We start from the raw sequence: 24790 nt of genomic DNA, 5'->3' as shown, positions 1-24790 counted from the left end.
TATGCTGAATTTAAAGTCGTTAATCGGCCTGTTTGCCCTCGCAATGTTCAGCATTGCCGCGGTTTTCAAACCACTGCAACAAAGAGAGAAGCGCCCGAATATTCTTTTTGTCATTTCCGATGATCAATCCTATCCCTATGCAGGCGCTTATGGGGATAAGGCTGCAAAAACGCCGAATTTTGACCGCATTGCTAAGGAAGGAATTCTTTTTACCAATGCATTTGCTGCCTCACCGGGATGCAGTCCTTCGCGTGCTGCATTGCTGACGGGCCTAAACTGCTGGCAGATCAAGGAAGCCGGAACGCATGCCAGCAGCTTTCCAAAAGAATTTGAGGTGTTTCCGGACTTGCTTGAAAGGGCTGGTTATGCCGTCGGCTTTACCGGAAAAGGCTGGGGACCAGGCGATTTCAAGGCTTCGGGCCGCGATAGGAATCCGGCTGGAAATGCTTTCTTGTCCAAAACATTGGAAAGTCCGAAGGGCGTTTCGGACGTGGATTATGCGGAAAACTTCAAAGATTTTTTTGGTCAAAAACAAAAAGACAAGCCCTTCTTCTTCTGGCTGGGCACGCATGAACCGCACCGGACTTATCAAAAAGGGATTGGCGCTGCAAATGGATTTGACATGAACAAAGTGACCGTGCCGCCTTTCCTGCCAGATGTGCCAGAGGTTAGAAATGACATTCTGGATTATTTGTTTGAAATACAATGGTTTGACACACAGCTCGGCAAAGTGCTGGCACAGCTTGAAGCAGCCGGTGAGCTGGATAACACGCTCGTTGTGGTGACTGCCGATAACGGCATGTCCTTTCCGCGTGCGAAGGCCAATGTTTACGAATATGGCTTCCACGTGCCGCTTGCAATCCGCTGGGGAAATGAAATCCGGAAGGGCATCGTGGCGGCTGATTTGGTCAGTTTGATTGATCTTTATGCCACGTTTTTGGAAGTCGGAAAAGCGGAAACGCCTTCTTATCAAGTTGAAAGCAAGAGTTTGATTCCACTATTGAAGTCTGGAAAAAAGCATCGTGATGCCGTGTTTTCATCCCGCGAGCGGCATTCGTCTGCACGTTATAATAACTTGGGTTATCCGCAGCGTGCGATCCGGGATGCGCAATTTTTGTATATTAAAAATTACAAACCGGAACGCTGGCCAGCTGGCGATCCGCAGAAATATGACAAAGACGGCAAGCTGGAACCCGCAAACACCGCCTTCCACGACATTGACGAATCGGCTGACAACATTGTAATCCGCGAATGGCAAGATCCTAAAATTGCGCCTTACTTTCATCTGGCAACGGACAAGCGGCCTGCGGAAGAGTTTTACGACATTGTCAAAGATCCGGGTTGTTTGAAAAATCTGATTCAGGATCAACATTACAAAAGCCAGATCGCATCGTTGCGTGCAAAAATGAAAACTTATCAAATCGCGACAAAAGATCCGCGTGAAACGGGCAATGGCGATTATTTGGATTCCTTTCCAAGACTTAATGGAGAAATCCGCAACTTTCCCGCTCAATAACCGAACCTTATGAAAAAGGCTTTCCTGCTTCTTTGGCTCTTTGTGCAAGCGTACATTTCATCTGCACAAAAACCAAACATCCTCTGGATCACCATCGAGGACACTTCGCCGGAATTCATAGGTTGTTATGGAAATAAAAATGCAAAAACGCCTGTCATTGACCAGCTTGCGAAAGAAGGCATTAAATTCAGCAATGCATTTTCGACGGGCACGGTGTGTTCGCCCAGCCGCACGTGCCTCATCACCGGCGTCAAAACTTATGAAGCTGGCACTGGAAATCACCGCAGCAATTATCCGCTTCCAAAATTCATCCACGGTTTTCCGCATTATCTGAAACAAGCTGGTTACCACACTTCGAACAATGCCAAAACCGATTACAATGTGGCTAATCTGGACGCATTCATCGCAGATGCCTGGGACGAGAGCAGTGGGAAGGCGGGTTGGTGGAATCGGAAGGCGGGACAGCCGTTTTTTGCTGTTTTCAATTACAATGATTCGCACCAATCGCGGACGATGACGGACCCTTATGAGAAATATCAGAAAGACGTTTTAAACGAGCTGCCCGAAGCAGACCGGATTGCTGAAAACGATTTTGAAATGCCGCCGATTTACCGCGACAGCCCTGAAATGCGGAAGCAATTTGCAAGGGTTTATAACTCGATTAAGCTGACTGACAACAAAATAGGAAAACTCTTAAAGCGTCTCGAAAATGACAAATTGCGCGACAGCACCATCATTGTCTTCTTCGCAGACCACGGCGAAGGCATTCCTCGCGGCAAAACCAATGGCATTGATCTGGGTTATCGGGTTCCATTTGTGATCTGGTTTCCGCCGATGTATGCACATTTGTCGCCTTGGGGCAAGAATGGCGTTGTTACAGAGGAATTGATTGATTTCAATGACCTTGCCCCTACTTTGATCAGTTTGGCGGGTGGTAAAATTCCGGATCATATGAAAGGCAGAACGTTGATCGGTCCGGGGCGTGGGAAGCCTGTTGATCATTTGGTGCTGTCTTCGGATCGGTCTGATAATGGCATTGATATGGTGCGGACGGTGACAGATGGGCGGTTTATTTATTCCAAAAACTTTATGCCCTTCATGCCCGAAGTCCGTTACATCCGCTACATGGAAATTGGTGCAATTAAGCAGCAAATGCGCAAAGATTTTGCGGATGGGAAGCTCAATGATCTCCAACGACAAATGTTTCTCGACCGCCCGGGTGAATTCCTTTTTGACACAAAAAATGATCCTTGGGAAACCAAGAACTTGATTAACAATGCTGATTATAACTCGGTTGCACAGCAATTCAGAAAACAATTAGAACAGGAAATGCTTGCTGCCAGGGATGTAATGTTGCTGCCGGAATATGAAATTGCCGCACTTTCCAAAACCACAACGCCTTATGAATTCAGATTAAAGGAATCAGATTTTCCGGTTAATCCGATTTTAGAAGCTGCTTTATTGTCTGGGAAAAGAGGAAAGGTGATTGCTTCGCAACAAATGCAGTTGCTGAAAAGTCAAAACAAGATCGTGCGTTACTGGGCTGCATTAGGGCTGCGTTCGCAAAATGCGGATGTTTTGAAATCCTTTGAAAAAGAACTCGTTACTTCACTGAATGACGATTATCCGCCTGTCTCGGTAACTGCTGCTGCCATTTGTTTCGATATTTTCAAAAATCAGCAAGCGGCTGAAACATTGAAGGAACATTGTAATGCATACAACGCAGAGATTGCGCTGATGGCGGTGAATTACTTGCTCTATATTGATGACAAAACGCCTTTTATTGACACTATTAAGACAGTCCAAACTGCGAGCAGTCGTTATGATGATGTTTATAAAAGTGCAGCTTATAAAGTGAAGTCTGCTTGTATGGATTTTCTGGGGATTTTGCGGCTTGTTTCAAATGAAGAAAATTGATTGTCGTCTCAAAAATTCGAACTTATTATGGTCGGAAGCCGCGGAATAGGCAAAGACAAGATGTTTTGTCAACATTAACTTCTATCGAACTTACGCCCCCTCAACTCCGCTTCCTGCAACAACGCAATCACAATTGCCTTAACCTGTGCCTCGGGCACATACTTGCTTTCCAATGCCATGCTACCAATCACAGATTCAGTGATCATTGAAGTAACGTAGGCTTTCTGGCGCAGTTTTGCGTATTTTTCGAAGAGCTTCATACCCTCTTGTAAATAATATTGTAGGGAATAGTAAGAACCTCATTACTCTCGCAACAAGCAAGTAAACTAGTATTAATTATCTTCATCGTCTTCGTTAGCAACGTCTTCGCTTAATGCCTTTTCTATTTTTTCTTTTCTGGAATTCAGCCTTTTCTTTGATTTACTTTCAAGAATTGCTGCAACTTTTCCTAATCCAGGAACTCCTTCTAGTTTGTCAATAGCTATTTGAAACTTATAACTTTGTTCAAGAGCTTCCATGATAGGATGGTCGGAGGTTTCATAATTTGATATTAACTTACCAGGATTCTCTGACGTTACTTGAAGGAAATTAGAAAGTAACTTAAAACGTAATTCTTCTGATTGTTCCTTATCCCCGATACTAGCAATTTGGGTAGATAGGCCTTCATAAGTTTTACTAAGAACTTCTTTGTGCGCATATTCTTCAATTAGTCTTTTTGAAAGATTTAGTTTCTTATTTGCAGAAATTGTAAACCAAAGGACAGGAATATACATCGGAATTATTGCTAAAACCAGTCGTGGAATTCTTCGAATCACCTCCGCTAAATCTATTCCTTGAGCCAAAAATGTAACGCTGATAATTACTGGAATTAGGCTTACTATCATTAAGAAGTATATACCCCGGTTAAAGTTGCTTTGTAATTCTTTCGAAGCTTCGACCTCATTTTCTTTTTTTGTAGAAAATGCAGCACTTAATCCAGCTGTCAAAGCATTTGGCAACAAACTTCTGATTTCCTTATTTATACTTTCGTAATTTTGTTTATGTGTTTTTTCAAAATTCGAATATTTATCTAAATATTCAGTGTTTAGAGTTTCTAGCTTTTCGGTGGCATCTTCCAGGTTTTCCGACAACTTTCCGTATGTGCTCTCCAACTCGTCACGTAGCCCCTCAACTTTAGTTATTCCGCCTGAGCTGTTAGTTTCAGAATAGCCGAAAATTTCCCTATACAAATCATCTATATCTTTTTTTCTCTTATTTGCTGCGGCTAAACTTACATTCGATTTCTCTAAATTATCTTCTATTGATGAAATGAAGCTGTCTACATCTTCAAGCTTAGACGCGAGGTCGGGATATTTTGCTACGAATGCATTAATTTTCGAAATCTTCGATTCTAGTATATTGATCTTTTCCCTTAGCTCGCTCTCAGTTTGATTAATTTCCTCCTTTATCTCGTCAACTTCTTCCTTTTTGGTTACAGCCTCGTCATGAGTTCTTTGGACATCATTTTTTAGCTTCGTTGCTGATTCATATTCAGAATCAATTTTCACGAGAAGAGCAACAGCCTCTTCGAGCCGCTGCTCAGTTTTATTTCTAAATTCCGCAGCTTTTCTGGATGCTTGCGCGGCATCTGCTGCGGACTCAGAGGCTGTTCCTGTAATTTTTTTATCCAGCTCAGAAGTACTTTTCTCAATACTGGTGATACGTTTCCATAACTCCTTTCTTTCCTGTTCAAGATATTCGAGTTGCTTGGATTTGGAGCCATCAAGAAGTCCCATATATTTAGTCGGTTTACACTGCTTGAAATTATATCTTTTAGCAGTAAATCCCAATTCACTAAGGTTAGAATTTGAATAAGCACCAAAAGATAGATTTCTGGAAAGTCGATGCCGCTTCACTCTCACCGTTAGAAAATTCCCCCACCTCCAATTTGTTCTGCACCATTTTTCTTCCCAATATAGCAGTCCCAAAAAGTATACAATTATGAAAAAGATCAAGAATATTGCCCTGTTATGGTGTGAGGTCGGCGAAAGCTCCTCGAGTGTGGTATACTACACTGGGACACCTTAGGCAGGGCAAATTTTTTAACTATCCCAAATAGTATGCAGAAGTATAACAAACAAATCGACAGCGAGTCCGCTGACGCACAGTCAGACGACTCAACGTGTATGGCCTACGGTGAAAAGGTTAAGGAATTGCTGAGTGCCAGCTCGCCGGAAGCATGGTGTGATCATCTTTGGGCAATGTATGGCGGATATGTTGTTGCCCAGAAGGAGTTGGGTTACGGTCCCGACGCTCCAAATATCTTCTGGTCGTTCCGCGATCTGCTGTTTTTCTTTGAGAGTTTTAGGGAAAAGGAACGAGCTCAGGCTTGAATGATGAGTGTTTTTGCCTATTGAAGTATATTATTTAATCTCGTTCCTCATTATGACTCTTTTACATAGATCCGCAAAAACAAAAAGACCGCCAGGGCATTAACCGGCGGTCTTTTGCTTTTTTATTCCTAAAACTTTCCTCCTTACTTATCAACGCCAACCAACAATGTCGCGCAGCGCCAGATAGATTTGTAGGGCTTGCCGAAATGGTCGCCTTCGGTTTTTTCCGTTGTCGAAGCTTCAAGCTTGTAAGTGCCTGGCCAGGCAGGCGTGAATTCTGCAACGCCATTTGCGCCGGAGCTTACATTGCGGTTCCAGCCACTTGGTGATGAGACGCTTACATGCAGTTTTTCAGCTGGTTTTCCTTTCAAAATCGTGGTCAGCTGCGCTGTTTGATTTACTTTTAAAGTCTTAGCTGCATCTGCAAAAACGCTGATTTCGTTGCCATTCGCAGCAGCTTCATTGCCAGCCAGCGACTTGCCTACTTTTACAATTGCACCTGCATTGAACTGATAGATCGTCGATCCGCCCAGATCTTTCGCTGCTTTGCTGATGGATAATGTGTAAACGCCATCTTTCTCAGGCGTGAATTCCGATGTGAAATGATCTTCGCCGGCAGTGACTGGAAGTTTTACTTTTTGCTTGTCGGGAGTGGTTAGCCACAGCTCGAATTCTTTTACGTCGGAATACCAGTCTGCCAGTTTTTCAGGTTTGTCGTCTGGCTCGGAATAGACGATTTTTATGCTTTGCTTTTGGCCTGCTTTTCCGGTTGTGCTGGTTTCGATCCAGAGTGCATGTGCGAATAAATTTGCAGCACTAAACACCATGATTGCGGCAATGGATATAAGTTTTTTCAACATAATTAATGATTTTGAAATGAATAAATAAATGCCTTAGGAAACCTTATCAGCTGGTTTTTGCATTCTTGGCTTGAATGTTCTTTTCTCTGCAATTGCCTCGGTTACCAATGTATTTTCTGCCATTTTCATGTTTTTCACTTTCGGCTTTTTGCCTTTTCCACTACCAAATCCTTTGCGGTTCCACCAAACGATGAACCCTGTCACCGGAAGCGATGCCCCGATCAGCGTTGCCAGAAATGCGAGCACTTTACCCGGAAATCCAAGAATGGAACCGACGTGAATGTCGTAATTCATGCGTCTGAGTTTGGCACCAAAACCGGCTTGCTCGAACGGCGTTCCGTAGACCGGGCTTGCGGGCAAAAGCTTTGCGGTGTGCTGGTCAAATGTGTGACTGAGCGAATTGTAGAACTGTCCGGTGCTTGGAAAAACGGTCACAAAAATCGGTGAGGACGCTTTTGCTGTGTCCGGGAAGCTATAATAGAAACCTTTGGAATCGGGATATTTTGTGAGCACGGTGAGCCAGGCTTTGTCGATGGCTTGCTCGGGGGTAAAAAATTTGTTGACATTCAGCGAGTCGGAATGGGCCCGATCGCGCTCGTTGAGCGTTTCTCCGCCGGTTGTGGCCCAGTAAAGTCCTTTGCTATACCATTCGATTCCGTAAACCATGCCGGTTAATGCGATGGCAAGCAGGAAAAGCAGCGAATAAAAGCCCAGCACATTGTGCAGATCGAGGTTAATGCGCTTCCAGGTGCCGTTCCATTTGATCTTGAAACTTTTGTCCCGCGTGCTTTGCGACCATTTTTTGGGATACCACCAGATTAACCCTGTGATCAGCAGAATTACAAAAATCAATGTGCCGTAATTGACAACCGGGCGGCCGATTTCGAAGGGAAGCCATAGGAAACGGTGGCCATTCAGCACCCAGCGAAAAAAATCAGCTTCGCCCTTTTTATGAACTTTTTCACTAATCACTTTTCCCGTGTATGGGTCCACGCGCAAGGTCACATTAGGGCCGCGGCGCTCGCCAATGCCCAGGTAAATCGCCCTTCCCTGCTGGTAAGTGGCGTAGGAAACCTTCAAACCAGGATGTTTTTCGTTCGCCATTTTCATCAGCTGCGAAGGCATGATCACGGCTTTGTCCTGTTTTTCGATCCTCGTCTCCGGTTCCATCAGGCCAAGGATTTCATCATTAAAAACCCAAATGCAGCCTGTTATGCAAACAATGAATACGATGATCCCGGAGATCAGGCCCAGCCAGAGATGCAGCCAGTTGTTGATTTTTTTGAAAGTAGACATGCGATGTCCTGGTTTGAAGGTGAAGAATTATAGGGTTGGAATCGGACTATTCGTAGCTAAGCATGTTGATCGCCGTGATCACGCCGCCTTCTACTTTCAAGCCGCGTTTTCCAGTTGCTGCAACTGCGTCGATTTCATATACATAGCTTGCGCCATCCGTTTGCGTGATGCCGATGTAACCTGCTTTGCCGTCTTTTGGCGTGTAGTTTGTCGAGGTAACATTGGCAATGGTTGCAGGATCGGGCATGCCATCCACCCATTTGAATGACTGATCGTAAACATTCACTGCTGCGAAGCGTTTTCCAAGGGCATATGCACCTTTTTCAGCAGGGCTGGTCATGGTCAGAATGAAATTTCCTTTGCCTACATAAAGCTGTGCGCTGATGTTGTAGCCGCCCGCTGCTTTTTCAACATTGAACAAATAGCTTTTGTCAAACTCCGTTGTTCCGGCCTTGATACGCACGATAGACGAAGGTTTTGTAGAAGTGATTTTGCCGCTGCTTGTTCCAACCGAAGCGGAATATGCGTAAACATCACCTTGCTCATCCACCGCCAGTCCGTTGTTGAAATAGCGACCGATGAAGCTAATGCGGTCATCCTTAATGACTTTTTCAACCGTCAAACCAGGATAAGAAAGCACGGCAATCCATGCGCTGTCTGCATAGCTCGTTCCGAACACGTCCGGCGCAACGCCTTTGATGCTCATATAAGGTGCGTAAACTTTGTCGCCCACTTGTGTTGCCCACGTAAAATGCGCGCGCTCGCCGTTTCCAGCCAGTCTTACAATGTTAACTTGTGCTTCACCCACGATTTTGGATTGCTCAGCATTGATGCGATACAAAGAAGCGCTTTCGTTTCCTGAACGAGGCACTTTAATGGTCAGAACGTCATCTGCAACCGGTGCAAAAACCTGAACGGTTTCTGCCTGGAAATCGGAAACTTTGTTCAGTTCACCTTTGCCGTCCAAGTTGTAAGTCGTTACGGCGCCAGGGTTGCCTTGTCCGTAAAGGAGGCTGAAAAAGCGGTTTTTGTGCGTTACATAATAGCGGTAAGTTCCGTCTTGTTCTTTGCCATTTCCTACTGTAGAAACCGTTCCAGAAGTCAGGCTTTCTGCTGTTAAAAGATAATCTGCAATGCCTGTTGAACCCACTGGCAAGGCTGAAATTACATATTTCGCTTTACCCGTTCCACCGCCTTCACCTGGCGTTGGAGTTACATTGCTGTCACTGCTGCAAGCCGTTAGGAATATGCCAAGGCCTAAACCCAGCGTGAGGTTTTTTATTGAGCTTTTCATTTTTTGAGTTATAAAAAATTATATGAATTGAAGTTATTTACTGATGAAATAGCGGAGCTTGGCGTAGAATCCGCGGCTGGGTTTTTGCAAGCTGAAATTGTCGTAAAGCTTGGCATCGAGCATATTTTTACACTCTATCGACACATTGTATTTCCCGTTGGCCATGGCGTACACAATGTTCACATCGTGGCTCAGCTGGCGTGGAATGTCGAGCTTGTCGCTGCCCAAACTTGGCCAGTATAAATAGTAAGCATGGACAAAAAGCAGGTTGTAGCCAAGTGTCAATGTGTTTCCTTTTGCGCCAAAATCTTTGAAGAAAACGGATGCATCCGCATTGCCAAACATGAAGGGCATATTTGGAATCCGGTCACGATAAAGCGGGCTTTCGGTGGTGTAGCCGTCTTCAAAGCGCGTATTGTTGCGCAGGTCCTGGTAAGTCATGTTAACCCCAGCCGTAAAGAGCTGTTTGAATGAATATCGCACTTCGCCGTCGACACCGAAGTTGGTCACATCCGCCAGGTTGTCCATAACCTGTTTGGTCTGATTCGCATTCAGTTTAGGGCGGATAAAGCCTTTTGCATTGCGATATAAAATGTTGGCATCCACGCTGAAACGGTGGATTTTGTTCAACTGTGCTTGGTAACTGAAACCCAGATTGTAGTTGTCACTGCTTTCAGGGTTAAGGTCAATGTTGCCTTCCAAATTCAGTAAATCACCGAACAATTCATCCGTTTCCGGCAGGCGGTAACTCTTTTCGTAGGAGCCCTTCAGTTGTAAGTTTTTGAGTAAAAAATACGCGGAGGCAATGCCATAACCAAACTTATCAAACCGGTTCTTCTGGATCCTATAAGCCACATCGCCGTAGTTGCCGGTGGGGTTATAGGTGACCGAAAATTTATTGAACTGTGAGAATTGTTTTAGAAAAAGCGAAGTGCTCCACCGGTCGCTGTAATCGAATTTGTAGCCTAATCCGAGCACATTTTTGGTGTTGAAACGCGGCTGTTCGTAGCGGTCAGCGTCGGGATAAAGCTCGTCGCGGCCTTTTCTGTTGAAAGTGTTATAAACGTTGTTGATTGTGATGGCGTGCCGGTCGTCCAGCTGGTAAGTGACATTGGCGGTTACGAGTCCGTTGTTGTTACGGAATTTGTAAAGCGAGCGTTCGCGTTCGCTGCCCAATCCTTCATACTGTTTGAACTGCTGGAACCAGTTGTAACGGCGGTAAACGGTGTCTACATTTTGCTCCTGACCTAAGTTATAATTGGCAGAAAGGTTGACGCTCAACCCTTTGACAAACAAATCCTTCTTCTGGTATTTCAAGCTCGGCATCACAATGTTGCCTTTCCGATGCCATTGCCCAAAAACGCTGACCATGCGCGCACCCGTCTGGATTTCGGCGCGGTTTTGGCCTAATGTGATGCCCAGCAGCAATTTATCCGCAAACTTTTTCCCAACAACGCCCACATTCGCGATCAGTGTCTCATTGTGATACGTGTCGTGAAAACGGCGCAGGCGCTGGTTACGGAAATATTCGCCTGTGTTCACATCGGCCACATCTACATTGATCCAGTAATTGTTATCCGAATAATTCTGGAAAGCATTGACCTGAAAAGTGAAGCCCGATTTCCCCGTAAATCCTGCATTGATTCCCGTACGATGCGTGTTGAATGATCCATACGAGTAGGATGCATCCAGATAACTATTTTGCCGTGATCCCGTTACAATGTTCACAGCCCCGCCCAATGCATCCGAACCAAGCCAGATCGGGACCACCCCTTTGTAAACTTCCACCCTTTCGGCAAGGTTAATGGGAATGTTATTCAGCTGAAATGACGACCCGAAATTGTCCATCGGGACGCCATCCAGAAAAAATTTCACCTGGCGGCCGGTAAAGCCATTAAGCGAAAAATTCATATTAGAGCCCAGTCCGCCACTTTCCCGCACCCTTACACCCGAAACACGGTCGAGTGCGTGGGATAAATCTAATGTTGAGTTTTGCAGTTTTTTAGCATCAATAGCAGTAACATTGTAAGCTTGCCGATTGACTTCCCTAGCTTCCGACCGGCCGATCACCGAGACGGATTCGAGCTCTTGGGTGTTGGCTTTCAGACGAAAATTTTCAGTTTTGTTTTCGCCTGCTTTTAATGTAAAATGCTTTGTTTCGGGATCATATCCGAGGAAGGAAACGACGAGTGTACAAGCACCGAAAGGCACGTTTTCAAGGGTAAAATGCCCTTTTGCATCGGTGAAAGTGCCTTTGGATACACCAGATAAGGTGATTGCTGCGCCGGGAAGAAGCTCGCCGGCATCAGACCGGACCGTTCCTTTCAAAACGGCCGTTTGCGCAAAAATTGCGCTCGTACAAGCACATAATATGCCTGTAATCAAGATTTTTATAAATTGCATTACTTTTAATTTTTGACGACTTTAAAAGTGAACACGCTCGCGTGTTTTGGCCGTACGGTTGGCGCCGTGCGGCCTTTTTTATTTGGTATTAGTTTCTATTGCATAGAGTCAGTTTGAAGTGGAACAGAAAGACGTTGAGCAAGCATATTTTATTTATTCCGAGGTAATTAAGGCACACGTGTTACTATTTAGACTAATTATAATTTGTGCAAATGTAGACGCCAATTTTTCAAAATCAAATTATTATTTTTCTTTTTCTTCAATCTAATTGCTTGGAATAATTTTGGCAAAAGATGCTCGGTAGCATTATATTTCTATACATTTAGAATATTCTACTATTCCTATCCTTATGCTGACTTCCAGGAGAAACTTTATTCGTACAACATCTGCAATGGCTTCGGGCATTGCAGTTTTGCCAACTGTTTCATTTTCAGACTCATTTTCTCCTAAAATTGTTTCCCCAGCCGAAACCATCCGCGTGGCGGCCATTGGCATTAACGGAATGGGCTGGGCGGATTTGAATGCAGTGCTAAAAAATCCGGATGTGACTTGCGTGGCTTTGTGTGATGTGGATAAAAATATGCTGGATAAGCGGGCGGCTGAGCTTGCAGCAAAAGGAATGCGTGTCAAAACTTATGGCGATTATCGTAAGCTGCTGGAAGATAAGGACATTGATGCAGTCGTAATCGGCTCGCCAGACCATTGGCATTGCCTCATGATGGCGGAGGCTTGTGAAGCGGGGAAGGATGTGTATGTGGAAAAGCCGATTGGAAATTCCATTGCAGAATGCCGGAGCATGGTGGCTGCACAGGCGCGCACGAAGCGGGTGGTCCAGGTGGGGCAATGGCAGCGCAGCCAGAAACATTTTGCGGATGCGATTGAATTTGTGCATTCGGGTAAGTTGGGGAAGATCGGTTTGGTTAAAGTTTGGGGACATTTCAATTATGGAACACCGCTAACCGACTTGCCAGACGCGCCTGTCCCTGCTGGCGTTGATTATAATATGTGGCTTGGACCTGCTCCAAAAAGACCTTTTAACCCAAACCGTTTTCACGGAAAATTCCGCTGGTATTGGGATTATGCAGGCGGCATCATGACCGACTGGGGCGTGCATTTGCTTGATTATGCATTGCTTGGCATGAAAGCCAGCACGCCCAAAAGTGTCATGGCATCTGGCAATAAGGTCCTTAATTTCGGCGTGGATGCGCCGGATACGATGACAACCGTGTTCGAATTCGACGGCTTTAACATTCAATGGGAACATGCAATTGGTTATGGCGCAGGAATTTACGGCCGGGAACATGGCATCGCATTCATGGGTGCCAACGGCACGCTCCTACTCGACCGAAACAGCTGGGAAGTGGTGCCGCAAGGTCAGAAAATGGAAGCGGTGGCTGTTCAGAAAGCTTCTGATAATGGCTTAGACATGCACACCAAAAATTTCATTGAAGTAATCCGATCCAGAAAACTGGAAGATCTGCACGCGCCGATCCAGGTTGGTGCCGACGTTGCTATCGTATCTCAAATGGGCAACATCGCTTTCCGAACCGGCAAAAAACTGATTTGGAACGCTGAAAAAGGAAAGTTCGATGACTCGGATGCCAATAAGCTGATTGAAAAAGATTATCACAATGGTTACCGGATTCCCGGATAATACTGAATTCAGGCATACCAGCTTTTCATTTTTTGCGCGATTTCCTCCGGTGCTGATGCATTCACTAAATTTTGGTAGAAAGGAGTAAATTCTTTCGCTTTTTGCAGCAGATATTGCCACTGCCCAGCACTGAAATTTTCCTGCGCCAACAGCGCAACATTTTGATCAGCTAACATATTCGCATGTACTACTTGCTCATTATACGGTCTGGGTTCAGGCAGCAGGATCAGACGTTTATTAAGCGACAAAAGCTCCGCAATCGTGTTTTGGCCAGCTGCTGAAATGACTACTTCTCCAACAATAGCTTCGCTAATGTCTTTAACCAGGCCGAGCTGTTTACAATTTTGACCTAAATCATATTTCCGATTATTACCGATAATGGTGAACCGTGTATCTTGATCACATGTCATATTTTTAAGCACCGATTCATCGTAATTATCGTAGCCTAACAGCACTGTTATATTATCATTATCTGAATGGTTTCTGCGGCTTGACTCACGGTTGGAATACTTGGAAATGTATCCGCTATAATAGGTTTTGGATGCAAACAAATAATTCGCCTGTTCCAGGGAGGATGGAAAATGAGCTACGATTTGATCCGCCAGTTCATGCGCAAAAACCTGTGTCGGATCGCCCATGACATTTCCGGGCAGGTGGACCAAAACGACCGGGACACCCATGCCCCGCACCATAATGGCCAACTCAGGAACACCGTCGCAATAGAAAGCTTTTGGGTTGTATTGGGCTATTGCTTCGGCCAGCGCTTGTGCCCGCTTCGCAGGCTCGATCGCATACGGTGTAACTTCAAAGGCTTTTGAAAATGTATGCGCTGGTATTTCATAGTCAGCCGGATACTTTGGAGGCAGTTCCAGCACTTGAACGTCGTGGTTTTTATGCAAATACCTGGTTATGTCGCTGTTCGTAGTGATCGCGATAACCTCAAAATAGACTGACAATGCCGGATACAACATATTGAATGTTGCCCTATGGCCATTCCCGTGTGCATGTACAAAATAGAATATTGCTGGCTTCTTCATCACCCGACTTTTTTCGCAATGCGTTCATAAACCTTTACGTAAGCTGCGGCTGTTTTTTTCAAATCAAAAGAGGCTGCAAAGTCTCTGCATGCTTCCGGCTCCGACTTTTTAGCAATTTCTAATGGCTCGACAAGATCGCGCCAGTCATGTGAATCAACTGCTATGGACACTTTTTCGTGGCGCAATTCAGGAGGAATGGCGGTATTGAACCCTACGACGGGTAAACCACTTGCCAGCATCTCAACCGTGCTCAGGCCGAAAGGCTCTTCCCAGGTAGCCGTTGCCAAAAATGCCGAAGCGCCCGCCACAAGTTTACTTAATTGATGCTGCGTGGCGTGTGAAATGTATTCAATCCTTTCGTTTAGCTGCGGCTGGACATGTTCAAGGAAATATTTATTGTCAAATATGGGGCCGACAATTTTAAGTGGCAGTTTTAAGTGATTGGCCAGCTTTATAGCGGCTTCAACGTTTTTTTCTTTGGCGATGCGCCCGCTCCATAATAAATACCCGTCAGCATTTCGGGCATGTAACTTCCACTTTTCAAGTAATATTCCATTTAAAATCACCTCCACATCTCTGCCGAGAAATGCCTTCCATTGTTGGCTCATCCGCTTCGAAATACCGATCGGCAAGACATTAGCATGCTTAATAAAAAATTTATACATCAGTACAAATTTTTCTGTTGGCGGCAGATGCAATGTAAGCACGCTCGGCGTTTTGTGAAGTGCACCAACGGAATAGATTTCAGGTATAAACGAATTATAATGAATGACGTCGTAGTCACTAACATCAAACATTCCATATTGTAATGTCTGATAATGTTGCTGTCCGAGCACTTCCGAACACGGCCGGTATGCATCATCTTTCATGCTAAGCGGGCTCTCATGAAACTCAATCACATTAAACAGATTTTTCTCATCCGCGTCCCTGGCGATCACATCCACCGTATGCCCCAGACGCACCAATGCATTGGCATGCTCAACGATGAACGCTTCCGTGCCTCCATTGTATGGTTCACGCAGCGAGATGAATGGTCCGGCAACAAGGAGTATTTTCATAGCAGTGCTTCAAAGTAATGTACATAACGCTCTGCCATTGTTCTTAAAGAAAATGTTTCCGCATGGCGCCTCACTTTGTTGCTTTCGAGTGGTATCGCAGATGTGATTGCTTTGGCAAGCGATTTTACATTCTTTTGCTCCGCAACAACGCCGCTATCAACGTTGATCAATTCCCGAAAAGCACCGCGGTCAAATCCGGCTACCGGCACGCCCGACGACATGGCTTCTATATTGGTGAGGCCAAATGGCTCCTCCCAGCGGACGGCGTTCACGATCGCGGATGCCCCTTTCATATGCAATCGAATATCAGATTGTTTTAAATGACCAAGATAGATATCGTTCTCCGTCATACGCGGGCTGATTTGTTCATCAAAATACCTTTGATCATCGAGCGGTCCCGCAAACTTTAAGGGCATATTGAGTTCGTGGGCTGCGTCTATCACAATATCCAGACCTTTTGCATGCACGATCCTTCCAAACCAAAACAGATAATCCGGGCTTTCGCGCACGAGCGGCCACTTAATAAGATCTACACCATTATAAATGACCATTGAACCATCATTCAAATAAGGTTGCCACGTCGCTCCAAAGGATTTTGAGGGTAAAACGAAATGCAGATTTTCAGAACCCGAGCAAATCTTAATCGCTGCTTTTAATTTGCTGATGGGAGGCGTATGGATGGTTGTGACCACCGGAACCGGAGCCTTCACACCCCATAGTATCGGCAGCTCATGAGTGGAATTGTTATGAACGACATCAAAATTATTTTGTTCAATATCTTCAAGTATCGAAAGATATTCATCGGTCTCATATATTTCGAAATACTCGTTTTCCCGATGTTCATCGGCGTAAAAACCTTTTACATTCAGTTCTGGGTCGCTATCTGCATGCGCATACAAAGTGATTTCGTGACCGAGACTTATGTACTCTTTACATAATGCGTGGGTAAACGCTTCCAGGCCTCCCCGAAATGGCTCAGCGATCGGTAGTCTGGTCTTGGCTATAACAGCAATCTTCATATGCTGATCTCCGATATGGCTTCTTCACCAACCTCTTTTTGCAACAACACTTCTCTATATAGCTTTACGTAGTTCGAAGTCATATTTTGTATGTTCATGCTTGATGCAAATCCCTTACATGCACCCGGACTGATTGCCTTACTCTTGCTAACCAGCTCTACCAAGTCTTGCCACTGTAAAGATTCAGTTGTTAATACACTTTCATGCTGCCAATCTGGCGGCACAGCAGTCTTAAAGCCAACAACTGGCACACCGCTCGCCAGCATTTCCAAAGCAGCCAAACCAAACGGCTCCTGCCAAGTTGCTGTTGCGAGATAAGCAGATGCTTTTTGCGCCAAGCTGCTCAGTTCGCGCTGTGTCAAATGCCCGACATACTGGATTCGATCATCAAGATGCGGTTTAACCTGCGCATCAAAATAATGTTGGTCAACAATTCTACCAGCAATTTTCAGCGGCAGCTTCATCTGTTTTGCTACGGAAATCGCAGCTGCAACATTCTTTTCTTCATTAATTCGTGCCGACCATAGCAGATAATCACGGTTCTTCGCGCTTTTTGTTGGCCAAAGATCCATGTCTATACCATTGTTTATGAGCGGCATATCCATATCAAGCGCCCGGTCCCATTGCTGTTTGATCCTTTCTGATATCGCTACGAATGTTACATCGCTTTGCTGCGAAAGCTTTTGATATGCTGATATTCGGTTGCTGTCAGCCGGAGAATGTAGGGTTAAGACAGAAGGCTTATTAAAAAGCAATCCCGCCTGCAACAGATGCGGGTAGAACATGTTGTAGTGAATGACATCATATGCATTGACATCCAGATTTCCGAACTGATGCTTTTCTTTTAAAAGTTTAGAAAGGTCAGGTTCCTCTGAAGAAAATGCGGTAAACGGGTTGACGAGCGTAAATCCAGCGCTAGCTTCCGCCTGCTCCGCAACAACATCCACAGCATGCCCTTCCTCAACAAGTTGATTGGCAAACGAAACTATGAACGCCTCTATACCGCTGTTGTAAGGCTCTTTTAGTGATATACCAGGACCGGATACGAGTAAAATATTCATGATAACCATAGTATCCAATCTTCATGCCAGTAATCTGTTGGTAATAAAAGGCTACATATAGATGCACCAAACTTATATCTTTGGCGCATGGACAAACACACACAAAAACATGATACCTTCATCCGGGCTATCATGAGCAACCAGCAAATCGCGCTGGACTATTTTCGGGCATGTATCCCGCAAAACATTCAGAATCTCCTCGATTTTTCCACACTCCAACAACTTCCCGACACATACGTTTCCAAAGACCTACAAAAATCCATTTCGGACATTGTGTACACATGCAAGAGAGCCGGTGGCAAAGGAGAAGTGAAAATATCGCTGCTCGTCGAGCACAAAAGCTACGTAGACAAATACGCGCCGATCCAGATTGGTAGCTATATCTTTTCGGGACTTCTGAAACAGATCGGCAACAAGGAAAATCCCTCGCTGATCATTCCGATATTACTCTACCACGGCAAGGATCGATGGGAATACAAGACGCTAATCGATCTCTTCGGAGACCTGGAACCAGCATTGCAGAAATTCGTGCCTGATTACCAGTACATTTTCCATAATCTGGGTCAGATATCTGACGACGAGATTCAGGCGGTTAATAATAATTTTCTGGCCGCATCGCTGCTGGCTATGAAGTATAGTGCGTTTAAAAAGCAGCTGAACGCATTACTTCCGACCATTTATACACTGATTAATGAGATGGACAAGAACTTGCTAAACACTTTGATAGTTTATATATTAGAGGGGAATCCACTTGGAAGGGATCAATTTCTACAGATGATTACATCGTTACCACCATTTCCAAATAAAGAATCGATCATGGACACTTTGGAACAATTCGTTGAAAAAGGCCGCGAAGAAGGTAAACTGCAAAAAACTCGTGACGCGGTGAAGAGTCTGATCGAGCAGTCGGTACTTACCGATGAGCAGATTGCTTCTGCTATGAATGTAGATGTGAGTTTTGTTGTGGATATTAAGAAAAGTATAGCTGCCCAGTAATTCTGTACTTTTGTAAAAGCCAAACAGTCGTTTTTCTGCGGAAGTGGGCTAGGGTGAGTTTGATGTGATGTGTGGTTATACCACCACAACCGCCTCCTCCATCTCCTTTTGCTCAAAGCCCTCAATCTGGTTCGTCAACTTTGCTATATCCAACACATACATAATCACCCACGCAAAGGCGAGCAGGACGACGAACAGGAAAAATGTCACGTCCCAGCTAAAATTTTCTTTCATGGGCCCGATCAAAGTTGCTCCTGCCATCGAACCTAGTGAGCCTAATGTCATGTAGAACGTAAATTGACTGGCTGACACTTTCTTTGAACAACATTGCATGGCAATAGCGTAGACACCGATTTTGGCAAATGCATTGAGCCACCGGTATGTAATGATGAATCCATACAGGAATGTGCTGTTTTCCCAAAACGACTTTGACAAAATCAACACGCTGGTGATCAGCATGATGAGAAAAAAATAAATGCCGATCATGCGCTTTTTCCCAAACCGTTCTATCAGATAACCGCCAATGAGCAGCCCAGCAATCCCGCCGATTAAATCTGCCGTCGCAAATGCTTGTGAATACAATGTGTTGGTCCAACCGGTGATTTTGACTGCGAAAAGCGGGAGCAATGTTTCAAAATAATTGTAGGAACCCATGGACACAAACATCAAAGCAGCCACCAACATGGAATCCCGTAACCTGAAAAGGCTGTAAAGCGATTTCATGATCGTTGACCATTTGGAAACCTGCATGGTCTGATTTTGCACAGAGGCGATGCCGGCAGTCCAGGGCAGGATTTTCTCCTCCGGCTGTTCTCTGAGCAGAACCGGCACAAAGGTCATCAGGCCGATCATGGTCGAGATAGCAAGAATTGCTGCTGTAAAACCATGCACATTCAATATCCAGCTTCCGACGGCCAGGGCCAGCGAGCTTCCGATCATTCTGGCGCCGCCCATGAAACCGTTGGCACGCGCCTGCTGATGATCTTCCAGCACATCCACGGCCATGCCGTCCGTGGCTGCATCCTGCAAAGCACCGCAAAAGGAAGCGACAAATGCTGCTATGTTCAATATACCCAGGTTCAGAAGTGGGTCAGGCACAAAGGCCAATGCGACAAAGCTAGCCGTCAAACCCAATTGCGCACCAATTACCCACGGCCGTTTTCGACCCATCGGCAAATAAGCATAACGGTCCATCAGTGGCGCTGCTACAAATTTGAATGTCCACGGAAGCGAACACGCAACAGCAAAGGCACCGATTTCGGTAGGCGTTTTTCCCTGCATCGCCAGCCACGCCGGTATGCCCACGAAGAGCATGCCCATGTGCAAGCCTTCTGCAAAATACAAGGCAATGAAATTGGCATATCTCAGATTTGTATTTTCAGACAGCGCAGGTAATTTTTTGCTACTCATAAGGCTTGGCTAATCGGAGCGGTCATTTTAAAAAATGGTCGTATTGGTGAATTGGTCTGGCAGAGGTGACGGAACATTCGGGTTGGTGGCGATTTCACTTTGCGGGTAAATGAAGCGTTGTGGTTTTCTGTTTCCCACATATAAAGGAATGGGTAACTGCACAACAGGCGTTGCCTTTGCCAAACGCCGATAATCATTAAACGCCTCATATTGCATAAGAAAAATGATGTAACGCTGCGCGATGATTTCGTAAAGCAATGCTTGCTGGGTTGTTGCCGCTTTGGATGGGTTAGCAATTCCATTTGCTGAAAAATCATTCAATGCATATGGCTCATATTTTCTTCCCGCAGCTGGCAATGTTGCCCCGTGCAGATAACCTCCCGCCAGCCCTGCCCGGACTGCATTTAATGCAATCAGCGCTTCATTCGATGTGTTTTTCCTTGCTTGTGCTTCGGCGATGATGAGCTCATTTTCGTAGTAAGTCAAAATGGGATGCGGAGAGTTAGCCATGAAAGCGCCATCCGTTGTGTTGGCGTCCAGGCTTCCTGGCGCAATGATCCCTGTTTTGAAATAATGATTATAAAGTGCAGTTTCGTCCGTTTTGCTGTTGGCCGAGGCAATGCGCGACTGCATTAATTTGGGCAAATAAGCGCCGTCAAAACCTGTGTCGCCGGCACGGTTCACACGGAAAAAATCATAGTTCTGGTTCATATCGACACCCAGACTACTCCCATGCGGGATCAGCATGTCTCCGACTTGGCTTCTGATGCCTTTGGCTGCACTTGCTATCGCATTGTCATATTCCGCACTGTGCAGGTAAAGTCTGGCTTTCAATGTGTTGGCCGCAGCTTTCCATTTGGTAACATCTCCTTTATACAAAAAATCCTGCTGGGTAAATGCAAGTCCCGCTGGTGCTGAAAGGTTCAGGATGGCATTATCCAGTGTTACTTGAAGCGCTTTGTAAACGTCAGCTTGTTTGTCGAAAACAGGTGTTGGAAAATTCGTTTCATCAAATGCCTGACTATAAGGAACATCACCATACAGCGAGGTCGCTTTTGCAATCACCAATGCTTCCAAAACCTGACCGACGCCTTTTGTCCATTTGTCCCCGACCGCATCGGCCTTTACCTGGATCAACCGCGCCTGGCTGGCAACCGGATACAGCACATTCCAGCTGAAACTCTGGGAAGAAACAATGTACTGACCAAATCCCTGATGCGCCCTTGAAAGTCCCGCCAGCTCGCCCGCCCACATGGAAGCAATCCGCACATCCGTATCCTCATGCAGCATGGACACGCCCAGCATCGTGCCCGCCAGCAGCGTTGGGATATTCACGTCTGTCACGGCATTGGGATTATTCTGGATGTCAGGCTGATCAAAACTTTGCTCACAGCTTATTAAAAACTGCATGGCCAGGAGTGCGATGCCTATTTTTATCTTAAATATTTTTTTCATGTTGAGTTCTAAATTGTCAATTAATACATCACCCGCACGCTGAACAGTATCGACTTTGTATTGGGATTTGTAAACCAATCCTGCCCGCGCGACAAGCCTGCGCCCGAAATGTTCACTTCCGGATCGGTGCCTGTATATTTGGTCCAAAGCACCAGATTGCGGCCGGTTATGCTGAAATCAACATTGGATAAATGTGTGAAACGGCGGAATGCAGCACTTTTCAAACTATATGTAAGCGTTACTTCACGCAAACGAGTCGCACTTGCATCCTCTACAAACTGCTTGTAAGAAGCAGAAGTGGAAGCTGTTCCCCGCCCCTGCCACCAGGCCTGATTAATTGCAACCGGCCCGCCGCCAAAATCCTTGATCTGGCCCTGGAAGGAAGTGCCTTCTGCAATGGTGTTCCCGTTCACATCTTTGAGTCCGCCAGCCGGTGCTACAACCGTATGTCCCTGGTCGCCGTGTGTGCCGAAATTGTAGAGCGAGCCGCGCGTTCCGTTGAAGAAATCATTTCCGGCAATGCGGTCGAACAATACGAAAAGGGATAAGTTTTTGAAGGCAAATGTGCTGCCCAAACCGCCGCGCCACTTTGGATTCGGATCACCAATGATCTCGCTCTGTGTGCCACCTTGGGGGAAACCATTTGCATCAAGTGCATAAGCTCCTGATTCATTTTTCTGGAAATCAGTGGAGTAAAATATGCCAAATGGCTGACCGGGAATCAGTGAGGAATTCTGCATATAACTGTCGGGCAATGTATAATTGGATGCGCCGGCAAGCGAGACAACATTGCTGCGGTTCAGCGAGAAGTTAGCTGATAAATTCCAGTTAAAATCACCTTTGGAAAGCACATTAGCACTTGCGTCCAGTTCGAGTCCTTTGTTGGAAAGCGCTGCGGCATTCACATTGCGGATGGTGTAACCTGTTCCGCTGGGCACATTCAATGCCAGGATCACATCCTTCGTGCGGTTGCTGTAACCAGTGGCTGAGAAAGTGATTTTATTATTCAAAAAGCGCAGGTCCACACCGATTTCAGTCTCCGATTTCCGTTCGGGACGCAGGAAATCATTGCCTGCTGTGGTGCTGCGCACATAGCCGCCTCCATATAATGTGCTGGCTGAGCTCAGTCCGCGTGTGAATGTATCCTTATCCCCGTAAAAAGCCGGCCCGAAAGTGGTGAAATTCTGGTAAGGCTGCGGCTGGATGCCCACTTGTCCCAAGGTCAGGCGCAGTTTCCCGAAGCTCAGAAAATCATTGTCTGCCAATGCATTCAATTTTGTAAACTGCCACGCTAATGCGGCAGATGGAAAAAAGAAGCTGTTTTTGGTTTTCGATCCAAATGTAGATGCACTTTCACTGCGGCCGGTTAATGTCAGGAAGAGCATATCATATGCCTGCAAATCGGCCTGTGCATAATACGCGTAAGTGCGGATCAGGGAATTGTAGTTGTTTGCGCTGAGGTTGGAATTTAATGCATTGGTCAGAATATCCGGTGCTGAGGGAACGATGAGGTTACTGATGGCACCAGAAAGCGTCGCCCGTCTGCGGCTGTTGTAATTCACACCCAGCAGTAATGATCCACTAAAATCGTTGTTAAATGTGGTGTTGGCAACGGCAAACACATCGGTGTTGAACTGCTTTTCGGAAATCCAGTTTTTGGATAAAAAACCATTGGTATAAAGCGCGGAATTCCTTGAAAAGCGTTCGAGGCGATTATCTGTGAAGTTGTCCACGCCGGTGCGCCCGGTAATGTTCAGCCAGGAAACAGGCGTAATGTCCAGTTGCAGCGTCCCGATGAGCCGGTCAACGTCGCTGGTATTTTTGTTGTTATTAATGTTCCAAAGCGGGTTTGAATAAATCGTGCTCAGATCCTTGCCCAAAGGATTCCGGTAAGAAACATGCGCGTCGTTAAAAACTTGCCCGGCCGGATTCGTGAATGTCCCGGTGGATTTGCTGTTGTCAAAATCGGGCGGTGTACGTAATCCGCCCAGCATAATTCCGTCCACATTATCACCCTCCTGAACCCTGGAAGACTGCACTTTGGTATAACCCACATTAGCCGAGGCCCGCAGCCAGGTCGTAAACTGGCTCCCCACATTCACCCGCGCAGTATTCCTTTTGTAATTGCTAAAAGCCTTGATAACACCATCCTGATTCAGATTGGAATAACTAACCAGGAATGTCGACTTACTATCTCCGCCGCTGATGTTCAAGCTGTTGTCTGTAAAATGGCCGGTTTGAAAAACATCCTTTGTATGATCATAAGTGCTCTGATCATTCTTGCCACCATGCGGATAAGCGGCCGTTCCCGGTGCGATTGCGTAACGGCTTGTGCCATCCGGAAACACCACCACGCCCTGGTAACCTGCCGCCGAAGGATCGCTAGTGTAAGTATCCTGTCCACCCGAACGGTCGGAAATCAGATCGCCGAAGCTGTTCCTATTGCCCTGCTGATAAAGCCCGCCTAAACCCTGCCCGTAAGTGCGCTGCAATGCAGGCATTTTGTTCACGCGGTCAAATGAAATCGTGGATTTGAATGTAATGTTGACCTTACCATTCGTATTCTGGCCCTTTTTGGTGGTAATCACGATCACGCCGTTCGCAGCGCGCGTTCCCCACAGAGCCGCAGCGGACGCGCCTTTCAAAACTTCCATCCGCTCAATGTCCTCGGGATTAATGTCGTTGATCCGCGATTGCTGGATAATGCCGTTGTTAGCGGCCGTTCCCGCATTGTCGCTCGCATTGCTGACGGGCACGCCGTCAACGATGAACAATGGTTGCGCACTGCCATTGATCGTGTTTTGTCCACGGATCTGAATGTAAGCGCCTGCTCCCGGATCTCCGCCGTTACGCGTGATCAATACGCCCGAAGTTTTGCCGCTTAACCCGGTCAGCAAGCTCGTTTCTCCGCTTCGGGCAATGGTTTTTCCTTCCAATGTGGAGACTGAGGAAGCAAATTTGTCGCGCTCACCTTTGATGCCAAGGGCGGTGATGATCACTTCATTCAATTCCTCCGAATTAGGGTTCAGCGAAATGTTAATGACATTTCGTCCGGAGATCGCCTCTTCCACAGTCTGCATGCCTATTGCAGAGAAAATCAATGTTGTAGCAGATGACGCAGCGCTGATTTGAAAGGCTCCATTTGCATCAGAAATGGTGCCTATTTTTGTTCCTTTAACCTGAACGGTTACACCCGGAAAAGCTTCACCCGTTTCGCTTGCTGTAACATTGCCGCTGATCTGGCTACTTTGCTGGGCATAAAGTGGGGTGGAAAAACTGAGGAAAGAAAGTAAAATGAATAGTAAGGTTTTATTCATAAATCTTGACAACTGGTTTTGGTGAATAAATGCCGCAGTTGCAAGAATCAATTCCTTTCAATTTAGAACAGATTGTGAATGATTGAACAAGCTGACAAATAATATACAAGAGTCATCGTGTATAA

Annotated in this window: 18 protein-coding genes; 5 read left to right on the top strand and 13 right to left on the bottom strand. The window is 45.8% G+C overall.

Annotated features, from left to right (window positions below):
• Position 1: 1 nt before the first annotated feature.
• Both L0659_RS10845 and L0659_RS10840 read left to right on the top strand, forming a co-directional pair.
• Positions 2 to 1516 carry a sulfatase gene (locus L0659_RS10845; RefSeq protein ID WP_235125993.1) on the top strand — a complete coding sequence of 505 codons (1515 nt, stop codon included), beginning with the start codon at positions 2 to 4 and terminating at the stop codon, positions 1514 to 1516.
• Positions 1517 to 1525: 9 nt separating this feature from the next.
• Positions 1526 to 3433 carry a sulfatase gene (locus tag L0659_RS10840; protein WP_235125992.1) on the top strand — a complete coding sequence of 636 codons (1908 nt, stop codon included), beginning with the start codon at positions 1526 to 1528 and terminating at the stop codon, positions 3431 to 3433.
• A 74-nt stretch (positions 3434 to 3507) separates the two neighbouring features.
• Here L0659_RS10840 and L0659_RS10835 read toward each other — a convergent pair whose 3' ends face one another.
• A complete protein-coding gene (locus L0659_RS10835) occupies positions 3508 to 3693 on the bottom strand; it encodes a hypothetical protein (protein ID WP_235125991.1) in 186 nt (61 codons plus the stop codon).
• 72 nt (positions 3694 to 3765) lie between these two features.
• The gene (locus tag L0659_RS10830) at positions 3766 to 5208 is read right to left on the bottom strand and encodes a hypothetical protein (RefSeq protein ID WP_235125989.1); all 1443 of its coding nucleotides are present in this window, start codon (positions 5206 to 5208) and stop codon (positions 3766 to 3768) included.
• 324 nt (positions 5209 to 5532) lie between these two features.
• On the opposite strand from L0659_RS10830, the gene L0659_RS10825 reads away from it, so the two are divergent.
• Positions 5533 to 5805 (top strand): hypothetical protein, encoded by a 273-nt coding sequence (locus tag L0659_RS10825; protein WP_235125988.1) that lies wholly within the window; start codon positions 5533 to 5535, stop codon positions 5803 to 5805.
• A gap of 143 nt (positions 5806 to 5948) precedes the next feature.
• Here L0659_RS10825 and L0659_RS10820 read toward each other — a convergent pair whose 3' ends face one another.
• Genes L0659_RS10820 through L0659_RS10805 form a run of 4 tightly spaced genes read right to left on the bottom strand, consistent with a single transcriptional unit; the run spans position 5949 to position 11658 of the window.
• Positions 5949 to 6665: a DUF4198 domain-containing protein gene (locus tag L0659_RS10820; protein ID WP_235125986.1), complete on the bottom strand. Its 717-nt coding sequence runs from the start codon at positions 6663 to 6665 to the stop codon at positions 5949 to 5951.
• A gap of 33 nt (positions 6666 to 6698) precedes the next feature.
• Positions 6699 to 7961, bottom strand: coding sequence for a PepSY domain-containing protein (locus L0659_RS10815; RefSeq protein WP_235125985.1), 1263 nt, complete (start codon positions 7959 to 7961; stop codon positions 6699 to 6701).
• A gap of 46 nt (positions 7962 to 8007) precedes the next feature.
• Positions 8008 to 9255 (bottom strand): DUF4374 domain-containing protein, encoded by a 1248-nt coding sequence (locus L0659_RS10810; protein WP_235125983.1) that lies wholly within the window; start codon positions 9253 to 9255, stop codon positions 8008 to 8010.
• A gap of 33 nt (positions 9256 to 9288) precedes the next feature.
• Complete coding sequence (locus L0659_RS10805; RefSeq protein ID WP_235125981.1) at positions 9289 to 11658, bottom strand: TonB-dependent receptor; 2370 nt, start codon at positions 11656 to 11658, stop codon at positions 9289 to 9291.
• A 349-nt stretch (positions 11659 to 12007) separates the two neighbouring features.
• Between L0659_RS10805 and L0659_RS10800 the strand changes: the two genes are divergently transcribed.
• Positions 12008 to 13312 (top strand): Gfo/Idh/MocA family protein, encoded by a 1305-nt coding sequence (locus tag L0659_RS10800; protein WP_235125980.1) that lies wholly within the window; start codon positions 12008 to 12010, stop codon positions 13310 to 13312.
• A gap of 8 nt (positions 13313 to 13320) precedes the next feature.
• Here the strand turns inward: L0659_RS10800 and L0659_RS10795 are convergent, their stop codons facing one another.
• Genes L0659_RS10795 through L0659_RS10780 form a run of 4 tightly spaced genes read right to left on the bottom strand, consistent with a single transcriptional unit; the run spans position 13321 to position 17487 of the window.
• Positions 13321 to 14349, bottom strand: coding sequence for a glycosyltransferase (locus L0659_RS10795; RefSeq protein ID WP_235125978.1), 1029 nt, complete (start codon positions 14347 to 14349; stop codon positions 13321 to 13323).
• Entirely contained in the window at positions 14349 to 15407 is a 1059-nt protein-coding gene (locus L0659_RS10790; RefSeq protein WP_235125976.1) for a glycosyltransferase, read from the bottom strand. Before L0659_RS10790 ends, L0659_RS10795 begins: the two co-directional genes overlap by 1 nt.
• Entirely contained in the window at positions 15404 to 16426 is a 1023-nt protein-coding gene (locus tag L0659_RS10785; RefSeq protein WP_235125975.1) for a glycosyltransferase, read from the bottom strand. The genes L0659_RS10790 and L0659_RS10785 overlap by 4 nt, the downstream gene beginning before the upstream one ends.
• Complete coding sequence (locus L0659_RS10780) at positions 16423 to 17487, bottom strand: glycosyltransferase (RefSeq protein WP_235125974.1); 1065 nt, start codon at positions 17485 to 17487, stop codon at positions 16423 to 16425. The genes L0659_RS10785 and L0659_RS10780 overlap by 4 nt, the downstream gene beginning before the upstream one ends.
• Positions 17488 to 17574: 87 nt before the next feature.
• On the opposite strand from L0659_RS10780, the gene L0659_RS10775 reads away from it, so the two are divergent.
• Positions 17575 to 18483, top strand: coding sequence for an Rpn family recombination-promoting nuclease/putative transposase (locus L0659_RS10775; RefSeq protein WP_235125973.1), 909 nt, complete (start codon positions 17575 to 17577; stop codon positions 18481 to 18483).
• Positions 18484 to 18558: 75 nt separating this feature from the next.
• Here L0659_RS10775 and L0659_RS10770 read toward each other — a convergent pair whose 3' ends face one another.
• From L0659_RS10770 to L0659_RS10760, 3 genes are read right to left on the bottom strand one after another with little or no spacing between them, the layout of a single operon-like run.
• A complete protein-coding gene (locus tag L0659_RS10770) occupies positions 18559 to 19893 on the bottom strand; it encodes an MFS transporter (RefSeq protein WP_235125972.1) in 1335 nt (444 codons plus the stop codon).
• Positions 19894 to 19920: 27 nt separating this feature from the next.
• Positions 19921 to 21348 carry a SusD/RagB family nutrient-binding outer membrane lipoprotein gene (locus L0659_RS10765; RefSeq protein WP_235125971.1) on the bottom strand — a complete coding sequence of 476 codons (1428 nt, stop codon included), beginning with the start codon at positions 21346 to 21348 and terminating at the stop codon, positions 19921 to 19923.
• Between the two features lie 20 nt (positions 21349 to 21368).
• Positions 21369 to 24665, bottom strand: coding sequence for a SusC/RagA family TonB-linked outer membrane protein (locus tag L0659_RS10760; protein ID WP_235125970.1), 3297 nt, complete (start codon positions 24663 to 24665; stop codon positions 21369 to 21371).
• Between the last annotated feature and the right edge of the window lie 125 nt (positions 24666 to 24790).

This window comes from Dyadobacter sp. CY347, from assembly GCF_021502655.1.
Classification (GTDB): Bacteria; Bacteroidota; Bacteroidia; order Cytophagales; family Spirosomataceae; genus Dyadobacter.
The sequence above is the reverse complement of the archived record's forward strand: the minus strand, read 5'-3'. Positions and strand labels throughout refer to the sequence as shown.

Coding starts and splice junctions, on each gene's coding strand:
- L0659_RS10845 (WP_235125993.1), top strand. CDS start 2: ATGCTGAATTTAAAGTCGTTAATCGGCCTGTTTGCCCTCGCAATGTTC.
- L0659_RS10840 (WP_235125992.1), top strand. CDS start 1,526: ATGAAAAAGGCTTTCCTGCTTCTTTGGCTCTTTGTGCAAGCGTACATT.
- L0659_RS10835 (WP_235125991.1), bottom strand. CDS start 3,693: ATGAAGCTCTTCGAAAAATACGCAAAACTGCGCCAGAAAGCCTACGTT.
- L0659_RS10830 (WP_235125989.1), bottom strand. CDS start 5,208: ATGGGACTTCTTGATGGCTCCAAATCCAAGCAACTCGAATATCTTGAA.
- L0659_RS10825 (WP_235125988.1), top strand. CDS start 5,533: ATGCAGAAGTATAACAAACAAATCGACAGCGAGTCCGCTGACGCACAG.
- L0659_RS10820 (WP_235125986.1), bottom strand. CDS start 6,665: ATGTTGAAAAAACTTATATCCATTGCCGCAATCATGGTGTTTAGTGCT.
- L0659_RS10815 (WP_235125985.1), bottom strand. CDS start 7,961: ATGTCTACTTTCAAAAAAATCAACAACTGGCTGCATCTCTGGCTGGGC.
- L0659_RS10810 (WP_235125983.1), bottom strand. CDS start 9,255: ATGAAAAGCTCAATAAAAAACCTCACGCTGGGTTTAGGCCTTGGCATA.
- L0659_RS10805 (WP_235125981.1), bottom strand. CDS start 11,658: ATGCAATTTATAAAAATCTTGATTACAGGCATATTATGTGCTTGTACG.
- L0659_RS10800 (WP_235125980.1), top strand. CDS start 12,008: ATGCTGACTTCCAGGAGAAACTTTATTCGTACAACATCTGCAATGGCT.
- L0659_RS10795 (WP_235125978.1), bottom strand. CDS start 14,349: ATGAAGAAGCCAGCAATATTCTATTTTGTACATGCACACGGGAATGGC.
- L0659_RS10790 (WP_235125976.1), bottom strand. CDS start 15,407: ATGAAAATACTCCTTGTTGCCGGACCATTCATCTCGCTGCGTGAACCA.
- L0659_RS10785 (WP_235125975.1), bottom strand. CDS start 16,426: ATGAAGATTGCTGTTATAGCCAAGACCAGACTACCGATCGCTGAGCCA.
- L0659_RS10780 (WP_235125974.1), bottom strand. CDS start 17,487: ATGAATATTTTACTCGTATCCGGTCCTGGTATATCACTAAAAGAGCCT.
- L0659_RS10775 (WP_235125973.1), top strand. CDS start 17,575: ATGGACAAACACACACAAAAACATGATACCTTCATCCGGGCTATCATG.
- L0659_RS10770 (WP_235125972.1), bottom strand. CDS start 19,893: ATGAGTAGCAAAAAATTACCTGCGCTGTCTGAAAATACAAATCTGAGA.
- L0659_RS10765 (WP_235125971.1), bottom strand. CDS start 21,348: ATGAAAAAAATATTTAAGATAAAAATAGGCATCGCACTCCTGGCCATG.
- L0659_RS10760 (WP_235125970.1), bottom strand. CDS start 24,665: ATGAATAAAACCTTACTATTCATTTTACTTTCTTTCCTCAGTTTTTCC.